The organism is Paenibacillus eucommiae, assembly GCF_017874215.1.
GTDB classification, from domain to species: domain Bacteria; phylum Bacillota; class Bacilli; order Paenibacillales; family NBRC-103111; genus Paenibacillus_AI; species Paenibacillus_AI eucommiae.
The window spans coordinates 154585-180051 of the sequence record NZ_JAGGLB010000023.1 but is presented as its reverse complement, the minus strand read 5'-3'; the positions used below and the strand labels follow the sequence as shown (position 1 = coordinate 180051).

Below are 25467 nucleotides of genomic sequence, written 5' to 3'. Positions count from 1 at the left end.
ATAGGTTCGAGGTGGAAGTGCAGCAATGCATGCAGCTGACGAATACTAATCGGTCGAGGGCTTAACCACACATGTAAGACCAAGGCTGCCATGTAGATGGTATGCCGGGTTTCCATCGCAATCGTTCGTTTCGCTGCTAGTTTTCAGGGAATAACATTTCCTGTATGTATAGCTTGGAGAGATACCCAAGTGGCTATAAGGGGACCCTCTGCTAAGGGGTTAGACTGCGTAAGTGGTGCGAGGGTTCGAATCCCTCTCTCTCCGCCAGTTTTACTACAGTAAGATATAAAAAGATGGCGGCGTAGCTCAGCTGGCTAGAGCGTACGGTTCATACCCGTGAGGTCGGGGGTTCGAGCCCCTTCGCCGCTACCATTCTTCTTAACAACAAAGTCCAGACGGAGGCTTAGCTCAGCTGGGAGAGCATCTGCCTTACAAGCAGAGGGTCGGCGGTTCGATCCCGTCAGCCTCCATACTCGTCAGACATGTCGAGGAAGAATGCCAAAGTATTTGAATGTGCCGTTGTAGCTCAATTGGTAGAGCAACTGACTTGTAATCAGTAGGTTGGGGGTTCAAGTCCTCTCGACGGCACCATTTTTTTCATTTTAATATGGAGCTGTGGTGTAGTGGCCTAACATGCCTGCCTGTCACGCAGGAGACCGCGGGTTCGAATCCCGTCAGCTCCGCCATTATTTTTTTTTGTTTTTTAGGGTAATCTAATCAATAAGGCTCGGTAGCTCAGTCGGTAGAGCAGAGGACTGAAAATCCTCGTGTCGGCGGTTCGATTCCGTCCCGAGCCATATATACTGCAGAAGGTTTTTCATTTGCAGTGTATGCATACCTGGAGGATTAGTGAAGTGGCTAAACACGGCAGACTGTAAATCTGCTCTCTCTGAGTTCGGTGGTTCGAATCCATCATCCTCCACCATTTTATCCTGAGTCATTAGCTCAGTTGGTAGAGCACCTGACTTTTAATCAGGGTGTCGTAGGTTCGAATCCTACATGACTCACTTTTTTTATATGAATGAAATCATGGAACTAATCCATATTAAAAAAGACCCTAACTAGGGTCTTTTTTTGTTGTGAAAATACACTACAGCACTACAGCATTACATTAGCACGTCTGGCTGAGTAAGCTTTTCGGTTACTGACCTCATTTTTTGCACGATGGATCCTTCCTTATCCCTTCTGTCATCAATTTTGATGGACGTGGAGACACGTTCTGCGCCTTGGAGGAAAGGTACTTCGTGGAGAACGCGAATGACCTCCAGCAAGCGCTCAAGCGGTCCTTCAATGATGGTGCTCATGGAGGTCATTTCAAATTGAATGCCACTCTGAAGCTCCAGGGCTCTATGGATGTCGGCAACATAGCTGCTAAGGCTTGTAGAGCCTGTTCCAATGGGTACAATTGTTATTTCGGCTAAGGCCATTGTGAATTTCACCTCGTTACGAAAATTCTTGAAAGCCCGATAACTTAACTTTTATGTGCTTTACCTTCTATACCTGTCCTTTTCATTGTAGCTGAGCTGCACAATAACGTCAAAACGCATTTTTAGTTGATACTTGGGGGAATAAATTCTCTTGAGAAAGATGGCCTTATATTGCCAGCTGTGGCCTTCTGGAATGGGTTGCGTGATACGTAATTATTGGCAATCAGGAATGAGTTATTATGGATTGCAAAATGACATGGAATGTTATATACTCAATTTGAACATAATTTCCGAAAAGAACATATGTTCAAAAGGGAGTTGAATTTATGGCAGATATTACTCAAGAAAAAATGCGTCTTTTGGTGAAAGTGGGCACTCTATACTATGTGGATGGCCTGAATCAACAAGAAATCGCGGAAAGGCTAGGCATCTCACGCCCGCAAATCAGCCGGATGCTAGCTTATGCTAAGGCGGAAGGCATTGTGCAGATTACAATCAAGAATCCGTTCTCGGAAGAACAGACGTATGAACGGGCTATTGCTGAGACTTTCGGCATCCATGATGTCATCGTTGTCCATGTGCCAGGAGCTGATCAGCAGCTGATTGATTTGCAATTAGCCAGAGCAGGTGCGGCATTGCTGGAGAATGTGTTCAAGGATCGGGATATCGTAGGAGTTATGGCAGGGCAAACGATAGCTTCGATCGGAAATGAGATTAATTATTTTACTCGCAAAAATATGCAGTTCGTTCCGTTGGTTGGTGGTTGGGGATCTGCAGGCGCCTATTGGCATGCTAATTCGAACACAAGAGTGCTGGCAGAGAAGCTCAAGTCAAAGTACTGGCTATTAAATGCTCCTGCTATTGTGGCATCAAGCCAGGCGAGGGATATTCTTGTCGAGGAGAATGAAATTCAAACTGTACTGAAGCTGGCTAGACAAGCTAATGTAGCTTTAGTCGGGATCGGACAAGTATCAGAGCAAGCTACGATTGTAAGATCGGGGTATTTTGATAAGAAGGATATTGATGAAGTGCTTTCGTTAGGGGCTGTTGCTAATATTTGTACTTCCTTCATCAATGAGCGTGGAGAGAGCATCCCTTATCATGCTGATTCCAGAATGATCGGATTAAATGCGGACGAGCTTCGCAAAGCACCTAATGTTATTGCTATTGCCAGTGGTGAAGAGAAAGTTGCTGCCATAACGGCTGCACTAAGAGGTCAATGGGTAGATGTATTAGTTATCGATATGAAGACTGCAAAGAGTGTCCTTGAATGGCATCGTTTGCATCCGGTCCAATAATTTTTGGATCGGAGAGCAACCCAGAAAAATTGCAAACACAACTAAGGGAGGCATAACAATGAAAAAGGGTTTAATCGTTTTGGTAGCGTTTTTATTAGTAGTAAGCTTGGCGGCATGTGGGAAGAGTGAATCGGGCGGTTCCGGCAAATCGGAAAAAACGGTCGCGATCATGACTCCATTTCTCTCCTCGGTAACGACGAATGAAATGGTGGAAGCATTGAAGAAGCAAGCTGCTGATAAAGGCTGGAAGTCCAATGTTGTCGATACAAAAGGTGACGTAGGTCAGCTCGCAAGCCGTATGGAAGATGTAATCTCAACAAAAGCTGATGCTATTATTATTGTGAGCACGGATCCAAACCAAGTAAAATCTCAAATTCAAAAAGCAGCTGAAAAGAAGATTCCTGTATTTGGTTGCGATTCCGGTTATATCGAGGGTATGACGATGAACGCTACTAGCGACAATAAAGCCATGTCCAAGTTGGTAACTGATTATTTATTTGAATCCCTTGGTAAAAAAGGGAACATAGTGGCATTGACCTACCGCGCACACCCAGGTGTTCTGGCTAGAACGCTTCAATTTGATGAAATGCTTAAAGAAAATACCGGCATTAAATTGACTACAGAACAGCAAGTACAAGTTCCAGGGCCTATTGAAAATTCCAGAAAACAAATGGAAAGCCTGTTGTTAGCCAATAAAGCCGAAGGCTCTATCAATGCCGTATGGGCGGGCTGGGATGAGCCGGCTATCGGTGCTGCTCAAGCTATCGAAGCTGCTGGCAGGAAGAACATTGTCGTTATTGGTATTGACGGTAACAGTCAAGCCGTAGAAATGATTGCCAAGGGTTCGCCATTAATCGCCACGGTTAAACAAAACTTTGTGGGAATGGCAGAAATCGTAGCTAAGCAAATCGATCTTGTGTTTCAAGGTAGTGCTGTAGAAGGCACAGAACTGTATGCACCTGCTTCATTAATTACTAAAGAAAATGCCGGTAAATAGGCATATAACTATGGAAGGCGGCTGAGAAGCCGCTTTCTCCCCACTAGTACAGAATAAGGGGTGACATTCATGTCCTTACTGAAGGTTAAAGAGGTAGATAAAAAATTCGGCTCTCATTACGCTCTTTCCAAGATCTCACTCGATATACAGCCTGGAGAAGTTCATGCATTGGTAGGAGAAAATGGGGCAGGCAAGTCTACACTGATCAAAATTTTGACCGGTGTTTATCCTCTGGATGGCGGAGAAATAGATTGGAAAGGCAAACGGGTGACGATTACCGATCCTAACTCGGCAAGAAGGCTTGGGATTAACGTTGTGCATCAGGATCGGCATCTTATTCCTTCTTTTTCAGGATATGAGAATTTGTATCTGGGCCTCGATTATCCCAAAAATCGTGTGGGTTTCGGTGTAGATTGGAAATCTTTAAAGCAGCGAACGGAACAATTAAAAGAAAGTCTGGGCATAGATCTGGATTTGAAAAAAACGGCAACAGAGATGTCACCGCCAGAAAGAACCACATTAGAGATTTTGCGGGCTATGATGCTGGATTGTCAGCTGTTGATCCTGGATGAGCCAACGGCTTCACTAACCGACCAAGAGTCGGAGATGCTGTTTCAGCTTATTCATAAGCTGACCGCCAATGGTACAGCTATTCTGTATGTTTCACACCGGATGGATGAAATTTTCCGTCTTTCAGACCGAATTACGGTATTCCGTAATGGCCAGCTGGCTGGTACTTTGCAAAAAGCGGGTACGGATAAAGAAGCTTTGATCCGATTAATGACGAATGCTGAAGTAAAGAAGTCGACCTTTCAGAAAAGGTTCGTGGACGATACGGTTCCTTCCGTACTTACAGTAAGCCATGCGGCTACTATGGATGGAAAAGTTAAAGATGTGAGCCTAACTGTAAGACAAGGAGAAATTGTCGGGCTATTCGGCTTGGCAGGCTCTGGACGAACTGAGCTTTTGGAAGCCATTTATGGCTCCAGGCCTTTGAAACGCGGTGAGGTTAACATAGAAAATAACCGCTTGCGGGCTTTTACACCTAGGGATGCATTAAATCGAAGAGTCGTGCTGATCCCTGAGGATCGAAGAGGGGATGCGCTCATTATGGGCATGACGATCCGTGAAAATATGACATTACCTGTACTGCACCAATATTCCAATGGAATTAAGGTTACGGAATCAAAGGAAAAAACAGAAGTGAAGAGCTGGATGGACTTCATGAAGGTGAAAGCGACTGGTTCTGAGCAATCCGTTCAGGAATTGAGCGGTGGAAACCAACAAAAGGTCGTTTTTGCCAAAGCGCTGCTTTCGAAGCCTGTTCTTTTTTTATGCGATGAACCGACACAAGCTGTCGATGTGATGACCAGAGATGAGATTCACCGTTTGCTAAGAGAACAGACCAATCAGGAAAGTGCCGTTCTATTTGTATCATCTGATTTACAGGAAGTACTGGACATTGCGGACCGGATTTACGTACAGCATGATGGTGTAACTTTGGCCGAGCTTGTAAATGACGGTATTACGCCGGAAGAAATTTTAAACATCTGTTATCAGCAGGGGAAGGACAGTGAAGTCACTCATGGATAAAAGCATATCAAATCCCGCAGCGCAGCTAACACGTATACTCAGATCGTATGGAACTGTAATGGCGGGTTTGTTGATCATCATATGTTTCAGCCTGCTTAGCACCGATTCCTTCGCGACGCTGGGCAACTTTATTAATATTAGCAGACAAATCTCCTTTCTAGTTATTATCGCATTAGGTGCAACTTTAGTTATGGCTATTGGCGAATTTGATCTTTCTATTGGCGCGATTGCCAGTTTCGGAGGTGTTCTTGCCGCTAAGCTTGCCGTTTCCGGTGTGCCGATTGGCTTAGTGTTTGCTATTACCTTAATTATTGCTTTGGTTATTGGTTTTATAAATGGCTGGATTGTAACACGTTTTCGTGTATTATCCTTTATTACAACAATGGCTATGGGTACGGTACTGGGTGGAATCACGTTCTGGTTAACGGGTGGAGCTACGGTATTTGAGAATATTCCCGATTCCTTCCGTTATTTAGGCCAGACTGAATGGGCGAGCATACCGGTATTATCGTTTATTATGATTCTTTTAACCATTTTGTTCTGGTATATCATGTCGCAAACCGCTTATGGCCGCAGGCTGTATGCGATTGGAGGCAACGAATCAGCTTCCAGAATCGCAGGCGTAAATGTGGTATGGAATAAAAATACGGCATTTGCTTTATGTGCTATGCTTGCTGCTTTAACAGGAATTTTGATGGCTTCAAGGCTCGGCTCGGCTCAGCCAACAAGTGGTAATGGTTTATTTTTGCCTGCTTATGCAGCAGCTTTCTTGGGGATGACTTCGTTCAAGGAAGGCGTGCCTAACATATGGGGGACCTTTGTTGGAGCCGCTATTATCGGAATTTTGGCTAATGGCTTGACCATTCTGGAAGTGCCTACTTTTATGCAGGATGTAATTACAGGGCTGATCGTGATCGCTGCTGTGATTCTGCAAAGACTAGGGCGTGGATCCAGGTGACAAAAGCATTTTACAGCAAGAAAAACCAAGATGCCTGGAATTCTGCCTATAAGAAAAATGAAGCTTTATTGATCGGTTATTTAATTGCTGAGGATCCGACGGCATCCAAGTCACTAGAGATGTTAAAAGAATCCGTTGTTGCCGGGATAGATATTATTGAAATGGGGATTCCCAGCGGGAATCCGTATATGGACGGGGCAATTATTAAGCGCGGGCATCAACGGGTCACGAGTAATGAGCACTATTCGGAAGAAAGCTTGATTGCGTATTGGACCCTGGTGCGTCAGCAAATTGAAATTCCAATATGGGCCATGGGATACAAAGCGGATCTGGTTGATACGGGGCTCTGTATGAGGCTGGCTCAGCTTGGATTGATTGATGGCTTAGTACTTCCAGATTGTTCACTCGCTGAATCGGATGAGATCGATGTTTCTATGCGTGAGTATGGCGTAGATGTGGTACGCTTCGCTTCTACGGGTATGACGGATGATGAGCTGATGGAGATGTCCAAGGAAGCAAAAATTGTATACGCTCAGTCTTACAGTGGTGCCACTGGTAATCCGCTCGCACAATTAGGCGATTTATCGGAATTGTATCACCGCATCCGGAAATACACCTCAGCACTGACGATATCGGGGTTTGGCTTAAGAACACCTGAAAAAGTGCGGCTGGCTATCGAAAGCGGGTTTGAGGGTGCTGTTGTAGGCTCTGTGCTTGTGGCGAGATGCGAAAATGGGGAACAGGATTATCTCTATCGTTTAATTGCGGATATGAAGATACAAACGGATCTTGGGATCGGAAAGGAGTAACGGGTTATGCCTTATATTGCTTCTTTTGATATCGGAACTACGAACGCCAAAGGTGTATTAGTTACTCATGAGGCTAAGTCGATTCTGGAAAAAAGTGTGCCTATTACCACTATACAAACGGAACATACAGCAGAACAAAATCCGGATCAATGGCTGGATGCTGTACTCAAGATTACGAAAGAGTGGCTGTCAGTTGGTATCCGTGCTAAAGATATTGCAGCCATAACATTTAGTGGTCAAATGCAGGACTGCATCCCTGTTACGGCAGAGGGGGAGCCTGTGAGACCTGCTATTTTGTACTCGGATGCCAGGGCCGGGAAACAGGCTGAGCGGATTAAAGACGAGCTGGGAACTGCTCTGATTCGCGAAAAGACCGGGAACCATATGGACGGGACACTCACATTTCCCAAAATCATCTGGCTTCAAGAGCAAGAACCAGTGACTTATGAACAAACGGCATCTTTCCTGATTAGTGCTAAGGACTATGTCATCGGAAAGCTGACAGGCCGTCTGGTGACAGATCCAACCTCAGCAGCAACTACCGGAGTGATGAATTTAGAAAAAAGAACCTGGCAGACAGATTGGCTGGAGCGTTATGGAATAGCTGCAGATAAAATGCCGGAAATATGCCCTGCGGATGAGGTAGTTGGCCAAGTAACCGAGCAAGCAGCTAAAAAGACGGGCTTCGCACCAGGAACCCCTGTGTTATGCGGGATTGGAGATGCCGGTGCAGCTACAATTGGGGCTGGCGTTTCTCAGCAAGGAGAAATGTATGCCTACATTGGAACAACAGGCTGGATCGCAATTCCCACGAAAGAAGTAACATATGCCGGAGAGGGTGTCTTCCATCTGACTCATCCAGAGCCGGGAATGCATATCGCGATTGCCCCGCTTATGAATGCTGGAAATGCTTATAAGTGGGCAATGTCCGTATTCGGAACGAATACCAAGATGAGTGACAAGTTTGCCTTTCAGGAAATGGAAGAGCAGATGCAGGCCAGCGATCGGCGAACAAGCAACCTGCTATTCCTGCCGTACTTAAACGGTGAAAGATGTCCTGTGCAAAATCCGGATGCGACTGCATGTTTCATCGGCATCAAAGCAACAACAAAGCGAGAAGAAATGTGCATAGCTGTGTTGGAAGGCGTTGCGATGGGTATGAAACAGGTTATGGAGCTGATTTCCGATGCCTCCGATTACAAACGAATTACGCTTATCGGCGGGGGCAGTAAAAGCAAAGTGTGGAACCAAATCATCGCCGACATGCTTGGCTTAGAGGTGCTTGTTCCTGAAGAATCACAATATTTGCCTTCAATGGGTGCCGCGGCCTTGGGCTTTATTAATCTTGGATGGGATTCAGACTATCAGGCATTCTCTCAGAGGCTGACTGCAGCTCAAACATTTGAACGCTATATTCCCGATCCAGCAATGTCTGAACATTATGAGCACAAATATCGCAGATACATCAAGCTGTATCCTGCTCTTGAGCCTCTTTTCGAAACTTCGCTTGATAGTGAATAAAATGGAATTTGGAATTTGGAGCTTGAAGCTTGGAGCAAAGTAGTGCTTCACTTCAAATTGAATTGAAATAAAGTGAATCTGAAATTAAATGTGAAATCACATTGCTTTAAAGCGATAAATCGGCATAGTGGTACAGCGTTGATGTGCTCTGAAAATGGTCAGTTGAGAGTCTCAGAATTTTCATCTGTTCACTATCCCTAAGACTCAGAAAGAAACAAAAGTTATGTAACTCATGTCCATGTCCATGAAACCAACATCAACATCAACATCAACATCAACATGAACATGAACATCAATATGAACATGTAATGAATAGGAAATCAAAAGACGCCGCAAGGCGTTTTTTGATTATTTAGGTAAATATGACTTTTGCCTGTTGTGGATAAGTTGTGTGTAAAGTTGGGGATAAGTATTCTGGTTTGAATCATCCGCAGGATGACTTTGTTCTGTTGTTTACTGGATAGTGAGGGTTTTTGGTGGGAATCTGGAGCGATCTTTTGCTGAGGTTTGTTTGAGAAATCTACTTAAGGGAACCTATCTATACAGTGGCTGGAGCCATAGAGTTTCCGTTTGCAACGCACCCAAATTACAAACATGCAGCTCAAAGGATGTCGAAAGGCATTATTCTTAACAGATACGAAAGTTGAAGTGATTACAATACTAAAGGCAATTCCGAAACAGCTCTAAAGCAGCTCCGAAGTAGCTGTTCTCCGCCTCGACCTCCGCTTCCGTCTGCCCATCCCATCTGTTTTCCTCTCCGCCTCCCCCAAAATGGAACGAAGATGAGCGTTTGCTTGCTTTAACGATGTTTTTCATCGTTAAAGCAGTGTTTGCAGGTCAATCCGTCACTTTAATGATGATTTTCATCGCTAAAAGAGGACGAATGGCCTTCCTGGGCGGTAAAAAGGGGTTTTAACGATGTTTTTCATTGTTAAAGTAAGATGTGCAGAGGACCTGGTGCTTTTAACGATAAAAAACATCGCTAAGTAGCAGATCCATTCCAGTCTCCCGATCCAGCGTTTGTCCACTGGGAAATCTCCTCCAACCAAGAGAAAAAAACTTGCTAGATATCCGTTTGAGCTTGGTGTTCGTGCAATTGTAGCTGGAGCGGGAAAGGAAGAGGAAGAGGAAAAGGGAAAGGGAAAGGGAATGGGCGGACGTGGGCGTGGGCAGCATGAGCAAAGGTGGAAAAGCGATAGCATCCGCATTTAAAGATTTGTTCCAACCTCCAAGCTATTCCATTCCAAGGGAACGAATCTTTAACAGCGGCTGGAGCCCAAAGCCATTCCCTCCCGAAACGCTCTCAACTTTCGAACACGCTCATCAAAGGACGCCGCAAAGCATTTTTCTTATGTATGAGGATTTTCAGGAAGGGTTAACCTATGCATGTATACTTTCGTGGGAGAAGGACTAAACAAGGTCTCCCCAAGATAGTGAAAAGGGGGAAGCCCAGATGATGCAGTATTTATTTCCACTCATAGTCAGCTTCATGATAGTGATCCTCATTGTGCCCATTGTGAAAAATTTTGCGTCGCAGATCGGTTTTGTAGATCAGCCCTCGCAGCGGAAAATCCATGCGGCTCCTATTCCTTTAATGGGCGGTGTAGCTATCTACATCGGGTGTGTAGTCTCGATACTCATTTTTAACCAGTTGTCGCCCCTATCGCTTGCCGTTATTACTGGTGGAACGATTCTTCTTGCCGTTGGACTGCTGGACGATTGGTTTAAGACTAAGGGGATTGAGTTTCCCGTATGGCCAAGATTAATTACTTATATTTTTGTCTCGGCGGTTCCTTTGTTTTATGGGCTGGAGATTGTGGGAATTAGCAATATACAAACTCAAGGTATGCTTTTTTTTCCTGCCTGGCTTGTCTGGGTGTCTACGATGGCATGGGTGTTTGGTATTACGAATATGATTAATTTTATGGACGGTGTAGACGGGCTTGCGTCAGGTATCGTTACGATTTCCTCGTCTACTTTGCTGGTGACTGCGATCTGGAAGCATGAAGCGGGCTCGGCTATGATGGCAGCCATTTTGGTGGGGGCATGTCTGGCGTTTCTGACGTTTAATTTTCATCCGGCTAAAATATTTATGGGTGATGCGGGTGCTATATTTATCGGGTATACGCTGGCTGTTATCGCTATCGATGGGGCTTTTAAAAGTGCTACCTTTGTTTCTATACTGGTTCCTTTTCTGGCTATCGCTGTGCCCATTCTGGATACAGTTATTGTGTTCTCACGCCGCTTTATAGAGAAGAAAGGGCTTCATCGGGCTGATAAGCTTCATACGCATCATAGCTTGATGAAATGGGGGCTGTCGCAGACTCAAACCGTGTCTTTTTTATATCTCATAGGAGCCCTGTTTTCTTTAATATCGATTATCGTGGTCATTACTGCAAGCTGAAAGCTCCATTCACATCCCCTCCCATACATATGCTACAATAGAGAAATAGACAACTGTTAATTCAATCAACTTGGAGTTGGGAGTTAGGCCAAATGGATTGGGAACGAATGAAAGAGCGGCTTGAAGGGGTGCTCAGAGCACCTATGCAGATCGAATTGATTCCAGAACAGGAATGGAACAAGTTAGTACTTGCACAGCAAACGCAGGAAGAAAGCACAGGGAAAAGTGTAGTTCGTCATCTTGATATTTTGTTTTTTTTGGCCAGAGAGAATGGGGAAATTCGGGTTTTGCAGGCTCCAGAGCTGCTGCTTACCCCGGCGGAACGCCTGTTGGTAGAGCTTATGGTAGAGTCCAAGCATTCTGAGGAACGCAAGCAATGGGTCTCTTATTTGACCGAAGACGAGCGAAAGGCGAACATTCTCCGGGAATGGCTCTTGCAGCAAATTGATCAAGCACACAGCAGCGTCGAGCTGCCGGATTCTATAGTTTCGCAATCTTCTTTATATACGACTAAAATTCCGCTGCTGCTTTATTGTGATTACTCACAAAATCAGCGGGTTTCCTATGGTGAATTGAAAAAGCTGCTGGAATCTTTTTTTGAAGCGGAGATCATCCTTGTTCCCCTTATGGAGAGAGAGTGGCTGATTCTTGGCTCGGAGGGTTTGTTAACCAGCGGAAGTGAAGAGCGGGAAGGCGATGTGGAGGAGAGTGCAGAGCAGGTACTGGATGCAATTGGCTCCGGGCTTTACGAAATGCTGGCGAATGAATGGGTCGGTGAGTGCCATTTGGCTATTCATTATCCGATCAAGCCTGCCAAGTCACTGCTGTCTACTATTCTTCAGCTGCGTGAGACCATTATGCTTGGCAGGACGTTTCATGTGGGCAGTTTTATCCATCTGCCATGGAACCTTCATCTGGAGAAATTGCTGCATTTGGTAGAGGAAGAGGAGAAAAATAAATTTCTGGAGCAGGTTCTCCGCGGTACTGACCATGTGCTGGATTCGGAAACTCTGATGACGCTTGAGCAGTTTTTTGCCCTGGATTGCAACGTTAGCGAAACAGCCAAAAAGCTCTATATTCATAGGAATACACTACTCTACAGACTGGACAAGTTTAAGAATGAGACGGGCCTTGACGTGCGGACCTTTAATCATGCTGTACTAGTTAGGCTTGCTTTACTATTGTACAAAGTAACGAAAAGGAAGTGATTTTTTTGTGAACATTGTGCATAGTCAGTAAAGCATAGGTAGGGTAAGATGAGTATAGATTAAGAACATTAAGCAGGGGGAATGAACCATGGCTGGCGTACGTTTAAATCACATTGTGAAGAAATACTCAGGTAATGATGAAGCAACAGTGAAGGATTTCCATCTGGATATTGCAGATAAGGAGTTTCTGGTACTGGTTGGAGCATCCGGTTGCGGTAAATCCACAACACTTCGGATGATCGCAGGACTGGAGGAAATTTCTGAAGGAGAATTGTATATCGGGGATCGTCTGGTGAACGATGTAGCACCTAAGGATCGCGATATTGCGATGGTTTTCCAATCCTACGCTTTGTATCCACATATGAACGTGTACCAGAATATGGCATTCGGCTTAAAACTTCGTAAATTTAAAAAAGCAGATATAGAAGCTCGTGTACGTGATGCTGCTAAAATTCTTGATATTGAGCATTTGCTGGACCGTAAACCAAAAGCACTTTCTGGTGGACAGCGTCAACGTGTTGCCTTGGGCCGTGCGATTGTTCGTGAGCCGCAAGTATTCTTAATGGATGAGCCGCTTTCCAACTTGGATGCTAAGCTTCGTGTACAGATGCGCGCAGAGATCAGCAAGCTGCACAAGCGTCTTGAAACTACAATCATCTATGTAACGCATGACCAGATTGAAGCTATGACGATGGGAAGCCGTATCGTTGTTATGGATAAAGGGATTATTCAACAAGCGGATACTCCGGAAGAAATCTACAACAACCCTGTAAATATGTTCGTAGCTGGCTTTATCGGATCTCCTTCGATGAACTTTATCACTGGAACTTTTGCTCAAGAGGGCAATTCGGTGTACTTTAAAACTGTTGGGGTTAGTGTTGAGCTTCCTCCAGGCAAATCACAAATTCTTCGTGAGAAAAACTACCTGGGCAAAGAAGTTATTCTAGGCATTCGTCCTGAGGATATCCACGATGAGCCTGTATTCCTGGATGCTTCTCCGAACACTGCTGTTAATGCACACATCGAGGTTTCTGAAAACCTTGGTCATGAAATGTATTTATACATCAATGGTGTGGGTCCAACTACGTTGATCGCACGTGTTGACGGACGTTCCGGGCTTAAAGAAGGTACTAACGTGAAGCTTGCACTCGATATGAATAAAGCTCACTTCTTCGATAAAGAAACAAGTCTTTCGATTTTTGCTAATCACTAATTTTTTCATAAAGAAGGGCCAGTCGGTACAAATCGGCTGGCCTTCTTTGTTAGTATAGAAGCGTATAAGTGCTTAAACAGTGATAAAGTATAAAAGAGGGGATACCTTTTTGTTAAAGTAAGGATGAGGAGAGGGCCTTATGCTTTTAACGATCAAAATCATCGTTAAAAGCATAAGGTCCTTCTCAGCTGCGCGTTCTTCTTCCCCAGCGCCTGCGCCCGCTAGGAAATCTCTACTAACCAAAAGAAAAAGCCTTGCTGGCTGTCCGTTTGAGCTTGGTGTTCGTGTGATTCGTGCGATTGTAGCTAAAGAAAGGGAATGGAATGACTGTGGGAGGAAGAGCGGTAGCGTCCGCCTTTAAAGATTTGTTCCTACCTCTTCACCGATACCACTTAAGGGAACAAATCTTTAACAGCGGCTGGAGCCCACAGCCATTCCCTTCGCAACGCACCCAAGTCACGAACAAGCACCTCAAAGGACGCCACAAGGCGATTTTCTTAAGAGGACTCAAGTATTTTCAAATAAGTTATTGTATAATGACTAATATAGCACTGTAAGAATGATGAAGGCATATGGGCCCAATAGTGAAAGTTGATTTCAAATAAGGTTTCCATTACGATGAGATTATTGGAATGACAAAGGGGATAAACTGGATGGCGAAAAAAGTAAAGGTTTCCGAATTGGTGAAGCAATTTCACATGGAAGTCATCACAGGCGTGGCCGGACTGAGCCGTCCGATTACGGTTGCCGATCTATATCGCCCGGGTTTGGAGATGGCAGGCTATTTCAACTACCATCCACAGGAACGGGTTCAAATGCTTGGAAAGACGGAAATATCTTTTCTGGAGATGCTGACTGATGATGTACGTCAAAACCGTGCTGAGCAGCTGTGTTCGCCGGAGGAGACCCCTTGTATTATTGTGACCAGAGGGTTGGAAATGCCGGAGGAAATCATCAGCGAAGCTACCAAGCGGGAATTGCCGATTCTGAGAAGTCAAGTGGCGACAACGATTCTGGCTAGCCGTATAACAGGATTTCTGGAAAGCAAGCTGGCACCCACTACAACTATTCATGGGGTGCTTGTAGACGTATATGGAATAGGTATGCTAATTACTGGGTCGAGCGGAATCGGCAAGAGTGAGACCGCACTGGAGCTCGTTAAAAGGGGGCATCGCCTGATTGCCGACGATGCTGTTGAAATTCGTCAAACGGCGGACAACGTACTAACAGGCAATGCACCGGAGCTGATACGCCACTTGCTGGAAATCCGCGGCGTAGGGATTATCAATGTAATGACGCTGTTTGGCGCTGGGGCTGTACGCAATGTGAAGAAGATCTCTGTGATTGCCAAGCTTGAGAGCTGGCAGCAGGACAAACAGTACGACCGTCTCGGTCTTGATGAGGAGACGACCCGCATTATCGATACCGACATCCCGATGGTTACGATCCCGGTTAAACCCGGCAGAAACCTGGCTGTTATCGTCGAGGTTGCGGCAATGAATTACCGGTTGAAACGAATGGGCTATAACGCAGCCTTGCAATTTACTCATAAGCTAACAGAAACGTTGTCGGAAGAGTATGAGGATTTTGATTGATTTGATTAGGGAGGCAAGGATTAAGGATGATCAATCCGATTGCGCTTGATTTGGGGTTCATTACAGTAACCTGGTACGGGATTATTCTTGGAACAGCGGCGCTAGTCGGACTGCTGCTGGCCATTCAGGAAGGCAAACGCTTCGGCATGAAGCCGGATTTTTTCATGGATTTAACGCTGATTGGCGTGCCTTCAGCAATTGTGGGAGCGCGTATTTATTACGTCGCTTTTCAATGGGATGATTATAAAAATAACCTGGCGGAAATTTTTATGATTTGGCATGGAGGCATTGCAATTTATGGTGCATTGATAGGTGCGCTTATCGGGGGCTTCTTTTACATCCGGGCGAAGGGATACAGCTTCTGGAGAATCGTAGACATCTGTGCACCAGGTCTAATAGTTGGTCAGCTCATTGGCCGTTGGGGCAATTTCATGAATCAAGAGGCGCATGGCGGGCCTGTATCAGAGTCTTTTCTACGCAGCACGCTGCATCTTCCTGATTTCATTGTTAACCAAATGAATATCAATGGAGTTTTTTATCACCCAACCTTCCTGTATGAATCTCTGTGGAACCTGGTAGGTCTGCTGGTTTTATTATTGCTTCGCCGCAGAGCGTTTCTTAGAGCGGGAGAATTATTTTTTAGCTATTTCATCTGGTATTCGATCGGCAGGTTTTTTATCGAAGGCTTACGTACGGACAGCTTGGATTTCGTAGGTCCGTCATGGCTGGCTTCTTTGATGAACGGCTTGTGGGCTCCTATGAAGCTTGTGTTTGAAGCGGGTGATATGACTTATGGGGGCAATGTCCGGGTATCACAGCTGTTGTCGATTTTGATTATTATTGTTGCAGTAATCTTCATTACAGTAAGGCGGATGAAAGGGTATGCGGGTGAGCGTTACTCAGATCCTATCACATCCACAAAGTCATAATACAGTCCAAAACTAATAAACAATTTTAAACATTAGTAACAAACGTAACCGGAGTAGCCAGCTTATCAAGTTTTATGGATAGGTTGGTTATTTTTTATGGCATTGCTTTATAATAGTAATGCGTTGTAGTATTAATGTGATGTAGTATTCTCGCGTTGCAGTGTTGGTTTCTTGGAATGAGAGGTTATGTGAAGTCTTGGATTTTTCATATGTGCACTATCCCTTTGCCTCAGGAGGGGGAAAAACCCTTGGGGCTGTCCGTTTGAGCTTGGTGTTCGTGCGATTGTAGCTAAAGAGAGGGAGTGGCTGTGGGAGGAAGACCGATAGCGTCCGCCTTTAAGGATTGGTTCCAACCTCTACATCCATTCTATTCAAGGGAAGAAATCTTTAACAGCGGCTGGAGCCCACAGCCATTCCCTCCGCAACGCACCTAAGTCACGAACACGCACATCAAAGGACGCCGCAAGGCGTTTATTTATTCTCACTTTTTTAATTTGCGTTCTTTCAGCCAGAGAGGGAAGCGGAAAAGCAGGTTGATAATAAGTACAAAAAGCACCAGTACCGCCGCAGATTTATCAGCGATTTCCCGAGCATCGGGCACTATTGCTTCAGATTGTACATACCAAAGATGAACGGCCAATGTCGCTCCGGGGTCGAACAGGTTGAAATTTAGTAACTCACCTGATGTACTTAGACCCGCGGTTAGAATGATGACTGCTGATTCCCCGAAAGCACGACCCGACACAAGGCAGACTCCCGTTACGATACCGTGCAGAGCTGCTGGCAGAACCGCAGTGCGGATGCACTGAAATTTGGAGGCACCCAGGGCGAAGGAGGCTTCGCGTATTTCACGCGGCACGGCACGAACTGCTTCCTCGGTCACCCTCGTCAAAACTGGAAGATTGAGCAGAGCCAAGCTGATGGAGCCTCCAAGAATAGTGAGACCGATGTGAAAAAATTCGACGAAAATGGCCAAGCCCAGAAGCCCGAAAATAATTGAAGGCACGGAGGCCAATCCTTCTACACAAATTCTTAATCCTTCTGTAAATTTATTTGCTGGAGCATATTCGGCCATATAAATCCCAGCGCCAATGCCGATTGGCAGCGAAAATATTAGGGAAAGGACAAGCACATACAGAGAATTAAACAGTACGGGGCCAATTCCTCCCCCAGCCTCCATTTCATCAGGCAATTTGGTGAGGAAATCCAGGTTGATTTTGAAAATTCCGTTTTTCAAGATGGTGAAAAGCAGCCAAACGATGACAAGCATCAGCAGCATGGAAAGCAGCCAAAATCCAAAAGTGGCAAGACGGTCAATTCTGCTGGACAATTTACTGTGCCTGGTACCAAAGGTCCCGTTCATGAGTGCTTCTCCTTTTTAAGCCGTATAATCCTGATTGAAATAATCAATAGGAGAGAAATGATCAGCAATAAAAATGCCATCATATAGAGCGCATAGTTCCATGTGGATTCGAACTCAACATTGGAAACCTGCATGACAATATTGCTGGTTAACACAGCAGTAGGAGCAATTAAGCTTTTGACCAGCTGGGGTGTATTGCCGATTACCATGACCACGGCCATAGTTTCTCCGATTGCCCGTGCCATGCCGAGAATGATGGCGGACATAATGCCGCGTCCAGCTGAGGGCAGCACGACAAGTCTAATCATTTGAAAACGTGTCGATCCTAAGGCGTAAGCCGCTTCACGAAAGCTTTCTGGCACTGCCACAATCGCATCATCGCTGATTCTGCTTACAGTTGGCAAAATCATCAGTGTCAGTACTAAGGATGCTGCCAGCAAGCCGTCTCCCAGGTTTTCTCCGGAATATTGCCTGATGATCGGGATTAATACAGTTAATCCTATATATCCATATACAACGGAAGGAATACCGACCAGCATGTCAAGAACAGGACGAATGATACGCTTCAAGCTTTGCGGAGCAATCTCGGCAATAAATATGGCGATGCCAACGGATGCAGGGACAGCGAACAGCAAGGTCAAGCCTGTCAGCAGCAGGGTGTTGATGATTAAGGAGGCAGCACCGAACTGGTCTTCTTCTGGAGTCCAATTGAAGGATAGGAAAAACTCCAATGGAGAAATATGTTGAAAGGTCATTAAACCAGTCTGGCCGACTAAGAATATGACCAAACCCAGAACAAAGCAAAGCGTTAAAATGCAAACTAAAAAATAATATTTAAAAATGAAATTGGTGATTCTGATCCGGCTCTGGCGATTAAACGAAAATCGCTTCCCTGGGTGTACGCTCGGCTGCATGGACTGCGTACGTTTCTCCAAAGCTCCCTTGTCCAAAGTGTTGACCTCCATAAAGCAGCCAGCCCCGCAATTCGTAGGGAGGCTGGCTGTATTGTTAAGATAAGTACAGTGTATAAATATTATTTATCCATAGCTGAGATTGGAATGAACTTCATTTTTTTCAGAGAGCTGTCTTGAAACTGTTTGCTTTGAACATATTCAATAAACGCTTTTGTAGCACCTGTAGGCTGTCCTTTGGTCATATAATAGCCGTAAGACCAGACTTTGTAAGAACCGTTGATAACGTTGTCTGTTGTAGGCTCAACATTGTTAATTTTGACTGCTTTTAAATCGCTGCTGACATAAACCAAATCAATGTACCCGATGGCATTAGGAGTGCTAGAAACATTGGTTTTCATATCCCCGCTGGAACCTACTTCTTTGTAATTGCTCTCTTTTTTGACCGTTTCTACGCCATCCATGGCTTTCATTTGAAAGTTAACACGAGTACCTGATCCAAAAGACCGGTTAATTACAACGATATCCGCGTCAGCTCCGCCAACTTCTTTCCAATTCGTAATTTTACCTGTAAAAATACCTTTGATTTGTGCTGTAGTCAGATTATCGACCTTCACATTTTTGTTCACGACAGCGGCAAAAGGGATTACAGCCACCTTATTGGCTACCTGCCCATCGAACTTTTTGAAACCCGGTACATCGACGCTCGCGTCCCAGTCACATGCGCCGATATCCGCGATTCCTTTTTTTACAGCTTGAGGGCCTGTGACGGAGCCTTTACCGGAAGCGGCGATAGAAACGCCGGGGTGCAGCTTTTTAAATTCCTTAGTTGCTTGCAGAGTGAGCGGGAGTAGGGCTGTGGAGCCATTAATGGTGATTTTGCCTTTTAAGGTGGACTTCGCTTCGGTTGCCGCAGCTCCGCCAAATAACAATACGGCTGATAAGGCTAGGACTGAAAACTTATTTAACAATTTCATGAGTAGTTAGTCTCCTTTTGGCTTCTATTTAGTTAGCTCGGCCATGCTGTCATTGTGAATGAAGACGACTTTCCCGTCTGCAATGCCGACTATTTTAGTGCCATCTCCTGATACGATAATTTCAGAAATGTCTTCTTTAGTTTTGAAAATAGGAGTTTTTGTACCAGTAGTACTAACGATAGATACAACGGTATCATCACTTGAATCTTTTCCTGACACTACGATTTGGCCGGAATTCGTCAACGCACTGAAGTCTACATCCAAATCGGAAACCAAGTTTGTGGCTGCAAGGTCAGCTCCGATCATTTTTAAAGAGCCGCTCTGATTTAAACCTTCGGTCTCGAAGCTTACATAAATCGCCTGGCCGCTGCTCAATATATTCACATACAGCTTGTTGTCACTGCCAGCAGCCAATTTTTTTGGCTTGGCATCTTTAACTGTGGTGTCAAACTCAAATAGTTGTGTACCCGCGCCGGAAAAATCAATGGATAGTGATTCTTCTGTGCTGTTGCTGTCGTTTTTAGCTGCACCCGTTACATTTACAATGTAAAGCAGCTTTTTTTCATCAGAGGACACGCGCAGCTCGGATTTGTAATTCACTTTATCTTCCAAAAGCTTGATGATTTCTTTGGTTTGGATATTCAGATAGGCGATTTTGTCTTGATTATCCCCTTGAATGAAATAAATTTTCTTGCTGTCTGCGGACCAGACTAAGTCGGTTTTCAAGGATGTATCTTTGCTGGGCTTATAAGCAGCGCCGTTTTCCAAATTCATTAATACTAGCTCGGCTTTGTCGTTTGTATAAGCTCCATAAACACCATCTGGAGATACGATTAGCCCTGCAGCGTTGGGATCGTTGGAGAGAAGCTCGCTTTTTAAAGTCTTCGGATTAATTTTATAAAGATTATTTTCGCTGTCTTCCTTAACAGCTATGATGCTGTCTTCGCCGACCCAACGAGGGTTGCTGAAAGTACCGCTGAGCAGCTGCAATGTGTTGATCGTTTTTACTCCCGAATCGTCGGTAATTACGCTGCCTCCGATTGCTTCGATCGTTTTCTCGAGCTCAACAAAGACGGAGCCATCTACATTCTGGGGAACGCTCGAATAAGTAAATTCCTTGGTATTTACTGTGTATGTGGGGGAGTCCGCCCATAGTTCTACACGATTATCTGCCGTCAGTTCGATGGTGCGGGTAGCATCTGAATATTGGACTGAAGCCCCCATGACTGCCGCCAGATCGCGGACGGAATAAAGCGTTGCATTGTGGTTATGTACAGTTCTAACGTTAAAAGGCTTGCCTTCTTTGCTCAGGGTTGTTACAGTGATCGGCTCTTTCGCTGCCTCTGTACCTGCTGCGCCAGCCGCGCCAATAGAAATCGCAGATGCCACACTTAAAACTAGAAAGCTGTTCAATAATTTACTTTTCATGGTTCACCCGTCCTGATCTTTGTTTTAATGTGAAACGGACAATCATCACTGCTGCTTTGTATCCCTCCCCAAAACCAAACAATTGCTGTCTTACTCACATAATCCCATACTTTTGTTAACGGAATAGCCGCTTTATGTTAAGGAAATATTTAATATTTCAAGCTTTATAGCCGCTTTGATTTGTGCGTGATAAACAGGATGTACAGTCCAGGAAGAGTCGGAAATTCATTGACGCTCCAAGTGTTACATGCTAAAATAATCATAAGTTCTTTAATTTGGTAGCATGGTATCGCACTAAAGTGAATGAGTGTTAAATGAATGTAAATGAATATTAACTATTAATGGATCAGTTTGGATCAGTTCCAAGAATGGATCAATTACAATATAAGGGGCCAAATATGAACAGGACGATTCGAATGGATTATAAGGGATGAGAAGAACGGATAAATATCCTGTTGAAGGATCGAATGCACTATGGCAGATTTATCACACTGTTAGCAGGTGGAAGGGTTTTCGGAACTTTATTTGGATTCAAATTAGCCGCTATTCACCTTCGCTGCGCTTCAAAAATTGGATATACCGCCGAATGCTCGGCATGAAGGTTGGGGACAATACCGCATTTGCGCTGATGGTGATGGTAGATGTGTTTTTTCCGGAAAAAATTCACATCGGAAGCAATACGATTATCGGATACAATACGACCATTCTGGCACATGAGTATTTGATCCAAGAGTATCGCTTAGGCGAGGTTCATATAGGCTCTCATGTCATGATTGGGGCGAATACGACGATTTTGCCAGGGGTAACAATTGGTGATTATGCCATTATTGGCGCTGGTTCTGTGGTTCATAAGGATGTAGCGGCCCATAGCTTCGTAGCGGGGAATCCTCTTCAGGTGATCAGGGAAGGAAAGTAAAACCGGACGTCTAAACAGGACACCAAAGCAGGAGACCTAGGCAGGAGACATAAGCAGGAGATCTAGGCAGGAGACATGAGCAGGAGATCTAGGCAGGAGACCTAAGCAAGAGATCTAAACAGGAGATCTAAACAGCATATCTAAGCAGCCATATCTAACCAGGAATTTTGGTTGACAAGGAATAATCTTTGCGGGACAAGGCATAGTTATTATAGAATGGACAAACGTACCGTATAGAGACTTGCTGATATTCAGAGGGGTAATCAAGATGGAGACAGCTATAATTGGAAGCTTTATTTCTGCGATGGCAACTATGCTGGGAGCGATTCCTCTACTGTTCGTAAAGCGTCTTTCCGAAAAATGGAAGGATATTCTAATTGCGTTTACGGCGGGAATCATGGTTTCCGCTTCAACCTTCGGGCTAATGCCCCAGGCTATAAAAGAATCCGGCATTATGGCGCTGACGATCGGCTTTATTATTGGAATTGCTGTCCTGGATCTGATAGAAAAGAACATTTCACATATTGATGTTGAGAATGACTCTGGAATCAGCTCCTTTGATGCTAAGTCCTTGCTTGTCATTATCGCATTGTTTATTCACAATATTCCTGAAGGCCTGAGTACGGGGTTTAGCTATGCCAGCCAAAATGATGCCTTAGGGCCAATGGTAGCAATTGCCATCGGTGCCCAGAACATGCCGGAGGGTTTAATATTAGCGGTTTTTCTTTTAAACTCAAGAGTCAGTAAGCTGAAAATGTTTCTTATCGTTGCCCTTACCGGCCTGGTGGAAGTAGTATCGGCTATCATTGGATTTTTTGCCGCGAGCTACATAGAAGCATTAATTGGATACGGGCTTGCCTTTGCCTCAGGTGCGATGATATTTATCGTGTATAAAGAATTGATTCCGGAAAGTCATGCGCATGGACACGAGAGGCCTTCTACGTATTCTTTTATTTTCGGGATGCTTATCATGGTTTATATCAGTTATATTTTTGGATAATAAGCGCATGGTTTCCTCAGGGAACGGTGTGCTTTATTTGTGGTTTTTTTAGAAAGTATAGGTCTTTGGGGGATGCCTGGAGTAAAAGCGACTATCGTGTAGTGCAGCTTTGCAGTGATAAAGTAACCGGAATTTCCATTTAATCTCCAAGGGATCAGAAAGGAAGCATAGATTTTCCCTATCGCCACTATCCCCTTCCCTCAGAATGCAACCTCCGTTGGCATCTGCTGGATTCTGCTGGATTTGTTAGCAGTCCGTTTGAGTGTGGCAGGTTCGGTAATTTGAAGCTGGGAGTGAAGGGATGTTGTCTCCTGAATGGAACGTGTGCTGCACTTAACGATGAAAATCATCGTTAAAGTTAGTGTTTCCAGGTCGATCGGTCACGTTAATGATGTTTTTCATCGTTAAAACAGGCCTGATGGGCTTTCTGGGTGGATAAAAGGGATTTTAACGATGTTTTTCATCGTTAAAGAAGGATGTGGAGAGAAGCTGGTGCTTTTAGTGATGAAAAACATCGTTAAGTAGGAGATCCTCTCTGTTGTGCGCGCTGATGGGGCCGTTCTTCAGTCCCAGCGGCTTGGCCCGCGGGGAAATCCCCTCCAATCAAGAGAAAGACCCTTGTTGGCAGTCCGTTTGAGCTTGGTGTTCGTGTAATTCGTGTGATTGTAGCAAAAGAGAGGGAAGGGCTGTGAGTGGAAGAGCGATAGCGTCCGCCTTTAAAGATTTGTTCCTACCTCCTCATTTATACCATTCAAGGGAACAAATTTTTAACAGCGGCTGGAGCCCACAGCCCTTCCCTCCCGTAACGCACCTACGTCACGAACTCGTACTTCAAAGGACTCCGCAAGGTGTTTTTCTTGTGTGAGAGACAGGAATTCGCTAGAAATTCGTTGACGCTCCATAGGTTACATGTTAAAATTACCGTACATTCTTTATTTTGGTAGTATGGTATCGCGCTAAAGCGAATGGAAAATAACTTGAAGAATATAGGTTCGGAGTGATACGTTTTGTCAAAACCTAAAGTTTTTGAAAAGCCGATTGGTGTTAAGGATTATTTGCCGGAGGCTGTTGCGAAGCTGCGCAATATTGAGCATAGTGTGCTCACATGTATGGAACGCTGGGGATATAACCAAATCATTACGCCTACCTTGGAGTTTTATGATACGGTAGGGGCCGCCAGCTCCACAGAAGATAAGAAGTTGTTTAAACTATTGGATCGTAAAGGGACGACGCTTGTATTGCGTTCAGAAATGACGGCGCCGATTGCCCGTGTCGTGTCTTCGCTGCTCAAGGAGCATAAATTTCCGCTGCGCTTATCTTATCATTCGAATGTTTTCCGTGCGATTGAAGAAGAAGCAGGACGTGATGCCGAGTTTTTCCAGACAGGTGTTGAACTGGTTGGTGACGGTTCGTCAGAAGCGGATGCTGAGGTTATAGCGTTAGCTATCGCTTCGCTGCAGGCAGCTGGTGTTAACAAGTTTAAGATTGCGCTCGGTCATGTCGGTTTCTTGAATGGATTGTTTCGCGAGACGCTTGGCGGTAATGTGGAAGCACAGAAGCTGCTCAAGGATTGTCTGTTGAACCGTGATTATGTCGGGTATAGAGATGCCATCCAGTCTTTGGAGCTCCCGCCGCATGTCCAGAAGGAGCTGTTAGGCTTCCTGCGGTTGCGCGGAGGGGAAGAAATTTGCGAGCAAGCCCGCATGGTAACTCAGGATCCAATTGCTCAGGAAGCTATCCGCCATATGTGCGAAGTGTGGAATGTGCTGAAGGCGTATGGGGTTAGCGAGCAGGTAGTCATCGATTTGACGATGATCGGCGATTTTTCCTATTATACGGGGATGACATTTGAAGGCTTTTCATCCGATTTAGGATTTCCTGTTTGCAGCGGTGGCAGGTACGACAATTTGCTGGGACAGTTTGGCCGACCGGCTCCAGCTACAGGCTTTGCGTTAAAGACGACCCGCATCCTGGAGGTTATTAGCCAAGAAGCGATAGAAGCTGCACTTCCCACGTTAATCGTATATACTGCGGAGTGCAGACAGGAAGCTTTACAGAAGGCCCAGGGGCTACGCTCCGAGGATGGCATCCAGGTAGTGACGTGCCTGTCAGGGCTCGATGCTGGCTTGTTAAATGGCCTGAAGCGCCTGCCAAACGGGCAGGTTCAGGTGGAAGGCAATCTGTACAGCGATGTGCTTGCGTTTGGACTTGCTTTGCCGGCGCTGGACGCTGTTCTTGACCGGGAGTAGAAAGCAAGTATAGGAGGCAGGACAATGGACGATATATTAAAAGTAGCGATGCCCAAGGGGCGAATTTATAAACAGGCTGCAAAGCTGTTCCGCGACGCCGGGCTGCCGATTTCGGAGGATTTCGAGGACTCGCGCAGGCTGATTATTCCGGTTCCGGCTGCACGGATGGAGTTTATTCTGGCAAAGCCGGTGGATGTTCCGACTTATGTGGAGTACGGCGTGGCCGATATAGGCGTTGTGGGCAAGGATGTGCTGCTTGAGGATCACCGCAATGTCTACGAGCTGCTGGACCTCGGGATTGCCCGCTGCCGGATGTCGGTAATTGGGCTGCCTGATTGGAAGCCGGTGCTCAATCCGCGGGTTGCGACGAAGTATCCGAATGTGGCTTCGCAATATTTTCGCGAGCAGGGTCAGCAGGTGGAGGTCATTAAGCTGAATGGCTCCATTGAGCTTGCGCCGCTGATCGGCCTCGCCGACCGGATTGTAGATATGGTGGAGACAGGGCAAACCTTGTATGAGAACGGGCTTGTGGAGCAGGAGGAAATTTTCCAGATTACCAGCCGTTTAATCGCTAACAGGGTAAGCTATCGGATGAAGAATGAAGCGATCCAGCATTTATGCGATCAGCTGCAGAAGGTTATACCTGAGCTTAAATTTGTATGATTTGGGAA

Annotated in this window: 20 protein-coding genes and 8 tRNA genes; 23 read left to right on the top strand and 5 right to left on the bottom strand. The window is 45.3% G+C overall.

The window, feature by feature from the left end; genetic code table 11:
• The first annotated feature begins 175 nt into the window (after window positions 1-175).
• The 8 genes from J2Z66_RS28020 (at window position 176) to J2Z66_RS27985 (ending at window position 1007) form a co-directional block, all read left to right on the top strand.
• Window positions 176-267: transfer RNA gene (locus J2Z66_RS28020), tRNA-Ser, on the top strand.
• A 28-nt stretch (window positions 268-295) separates the two neighbouring features.
• Window positions 296-372 (top strand) — tRNA-Met (locus tag J2Z66_RS28015).
• A gap of 25 nt (window positions 373-397) precedes the next feature.
• Window positions 398-470 (top strand) — tRNA-Val (locus J2Z66_RS28010).
• Between the two features lie 45 nt (window positions 471-515).
• Window positions 516-591, top strand: a tRNA-Thr gene (locus J2Z66_RS28005).
• Window positions 592-609: 18 nt separating this feature from the next.
• Window positions 610-686: transfer RNA gene (locus tag J2Z66_RS28000), tRNA-Asp, on the top strand.
• A 38-nt stretch (window positions 687-724) separates the two neighbouring features.
• Window positions 725-797: transfer RNA gene (locus J2Z66_RS27995), tRNA-Phe, on the top strand.
• A gap of 43 nt (window positions 798-840) precedes the next feature.
• Window positions 841-925 (top strand) — tRNA-Tyr (locus J2Z66_RS27990).
• A 9-nt stretch (window positions 926-934) separates the two neighbouring features.
• Window positions 935-1007, top strand: a tRNA-Lys gene (locus J2Z66_RS27985).
• Between the two features lie 99 nt (window positions 1008-1106).
• Here J2Z66_RS27985 and J2Z66_RS27980 read toward each other — a convergent pair.
• Window positions 1107-1427, bottom strand: coding sequence for an MTH1187 family thiamine-binding protein (locus J2Z66_RS27980; protein WP_209976040.1), 321 nt, complete (start codon window positions 1425-1427; stop codon window positions 1107-1109).
• Between the two features lie 326 nt (window positions 1428-1753).
• Between J2Z66_RS27980 and J2Z66_RS27975 the strand changes: the two genes are divergently transcribed.
• The 11 genes from J2Z66_RS27975 (at window position 1754) to lgt (ending at window position 15952) form a co-directional block, all read left to right on the top strand.
• Entirely contained in the window at window positions 1754-2725 is a 972-nt protein-coding gene (locus J2Z66_RS27975) for a sugar-binding transcriptional regulator (protein ID WP_209976039.1), read from the top strand.
• A gap of 58 nt (window positions 2726-2783) precedes the next feature.
• Window positions 2784-3722, top strand: coding sequence for a sugar ABC transporter substrate-binding protein (locus tag J2Z66_RS27970; RefSeq protein ID WP_209976038.1), 939 nt, complete (start codon window positions 2784-2786; stop codon window positions 3720-3722).
• 69 nt (window positions 3723-3791) lie between these two features.
• Window positions 3792-5315 (top strand): sugar ABC transporter ATP-binding protein, encoded by a 1524-nt coding sequence (locus J2Z66_RS27965; RefSeq protein WP_209976037.1) that lies wholly within the window; start codon window positions 3792-3794, stop codon window positions 5313-5315.
• Window positions 5296-6273, top strand: a complete 978-nt coding sequence (locus J2Z66_RS27960) for an ABC transporter permease (RefSeq protein WP_312894806.1) — start codon at window positions 5296-5298, stop codon at window positions 6271-6273. Before J2Z66_RS27965 ends, J2Z66_RS27960 begins: the two co-directional genes overlap by 20 nt.
• Window positions 6270-7082, top strand: a complete 813-nt coding sequence (gene trpA / locus J2Z66_RS27955; RefSeq protein WP_209976036.1) for a tryptophan synthase subunit alpha — start codon at window positions 6270-6272, stop codon at window positions 7080-7082. Before J2Z66_RS27960 ends, trpA begins: the two co-directional genes overlap by 4 nt.
• A gap of 6 nt (window positions 7083-7088) precedes the next feature.
• Window positions 7089-8603: a xylulokinase gene (locus J2Z66_RS27950; protein ID WP_209976035.1), complete on the top strand. Its 1515-nt coding sequence runs from the start codon at window positions 7089-7091 to the stop codon at window positions 8601-8603.
• A gap of 1453 nt (window positions 8604-10056) precedes the next feature.
• Entirely contained in the window at window positions 10057-11007 is a 951-nt protein-coding gene (locus tag J2Z66_RS27945; protein WP_312894805.1) for an MraY family glycosyltransferase, read from the top strand.
• A 92-nt stretch (window positions 11008-11099) separates the two neighbouring features.
• Window positions 11100-12215 (top strand): PucR family transcriptional regulator, encoded by a 1116-nt coding sequence (locus J2Z66_RS27940; protein WP_209976034.1) that lies wholly within the window; start codon window positions 11100-11102, stop codon window positions 12213-12215.
• A gap of 88 nt (window positions 12216-12303) precedes the next feature.
• Window positions 12304-13428 (top strand): ABC transporter ATP-binding protein, encoded by a 1125-nt coding sequence (locus J2Z66_RS27935; protein ID WP_209976033.1) that lies wholly within the window; start codon window positions 12304-12306, stop codon window positions 13426-13428.
• 653 nt (window positions 13429-14081) lie between these two features.
• On the top strand, window positions 14082-15023 hold the full coding sequence (gene hprK / locus J2Z66_RS27930) for an HPr(Ser) kinase/phosphatase (protein WP_209976032.1): 942 nt from the start codon (window positions 14082-14084) through the stop codon (window positions 15021-15023).
• Window positions 15024-15049: 26 nt separating this feature from the next.
• Window positions 15050-15952 carry a prolipoprotein diacylglyceryl transferase gene (gene lgt, locus J2Z66_RS27925; RefSeq protein WP_209976031.1) on the top strand — a complete coding sequence of 301 codons (903 nt, stop codon included), beginning with the start codon at window positions 15050-15052 and terminating at the stop codon, window positions 15950-15952.
• 481 nt (window positions 15953-16433) lie between these two features.
• Here lgt and pstA read toward each other — a convergent pair whose 3' ends face one another.
• The 4 genes from pstA to J2Z66_RS27905 all read right to left on the bottom strand — a co-directional run bounded on the left by pstA (window position 16434) and on the right by J2Z66_RS27905 (window position 20631).
• Window positions 16434-17315 (bottom strand): phosphate ABC transporter permease PstA, encoded by an 882-nt coding sequence (pstA, locus tag J2Z66_RS27920; RefSeq protein WP_209976030.1) that lies wholly within the window; start codon window positions 17313-17315, stop codon window positions 16434-16436.
• Window positions 17312-18229, bottom strand: coding sequence for a phosphate ABC transporter permease subunit PstC (gene pstC / locus J2Z66_RS27915; protein ID WP_209976048.1), 918 nt, complete (start codon window positions 18227-18229; stop codon window positions 17312-17314). The genes pstA and pstC overlap by 4 nt, the downstream gene beginning before the upstream one ends.
• Window positions 18230-18348: 119 nt before the next feature.
• The gene (locus tag J2Z66_RS27910) at window positions 18349-19203 is read right to left on the bottom strand and encodes a phosphate ABC transporter substrate-binding protein (protein WP_209976029.1); all 855 of its coding nucleotides are present in this window, start codon (window positions 19201-19203) and stop codon (window positions 18349-18351) included.
• A gap of 24 nt (window positions 19204-19227) precedes the next feature.
• On the bottom strand, window positions 19228-20631 hold the full coding sequence (locus tag J2Z66_RS27905; RefSeq protein WP_209976028.1) for a stalk domain-containing protein: 1404 nt from the start codon (window positions 20629-20631) through the stop codon (window positions 19228-19230).
• A gap of 430 nt (window positions 20632-21061) precedes the next feature.
• Here J2Z66_RS27905 and J2Z66_RS27900 point away from each other — a divergent pair, with 430 nt between their 5' ends.
• The 4 genes from J2Z66_RS27900 to hisG all read left to right on the top strand — a co-directional run bounded on the left by J2Z66_RS27900 (window position 21062) and on the right by hisG (window position 25459).
• Window positions 21062-21547, top strand: a complete 486-nt coding sequence (locus tag J2Z66_RS27900) for an acyltransferase (RefSeq protein WP_209976027.1) — start codon at window positions 21062-21064, stop codon at window positions 21545-21547.
• A gap of 268 nt (window positions 21548-21815) precedes the next feature.
• A complete protein-coding gene (locus J2Z66_RS27895) occupies window positions 21816-22547 on the top strand; it encodes a ZIP family metal transporter (protein ID WP_209976026.1) in 732 nt (243 codons plus the stop codon).
• A 1007-nt stretch (window positions 22548-23554) separates the two neighbouring features.
• The gene (locus J2Z66_RS27890; protein ID WP_209976025.1) at window positions 23555-24796 is read left to right on the top strand and encodes an ATP phosphoribosyltransferase regulatory subunit; all 1242 of its coding nucleotides are present in this window, start codon (window positions 23555-23557) and stop codon (window positions 24794-24796) included.
• A gap of 24 nt (window positions 24797-24820) precedes the next feature.
• The gene (hisG, locus tag J2Z66_RS27885; RefSeq protein ID WP_209976024.1) at window positions 24821-25459 is read left to right on the top strand and encodes an ATP phosphoribosyltransferase; all 639 of its coding nucleotides are present in this window, start codon (window positions 24821-24823) and stop codon (window positions 25457-25459) included.
• The last annotated feature ends 8 nt before the right edge of the window (window positions 25460-25467 follow it).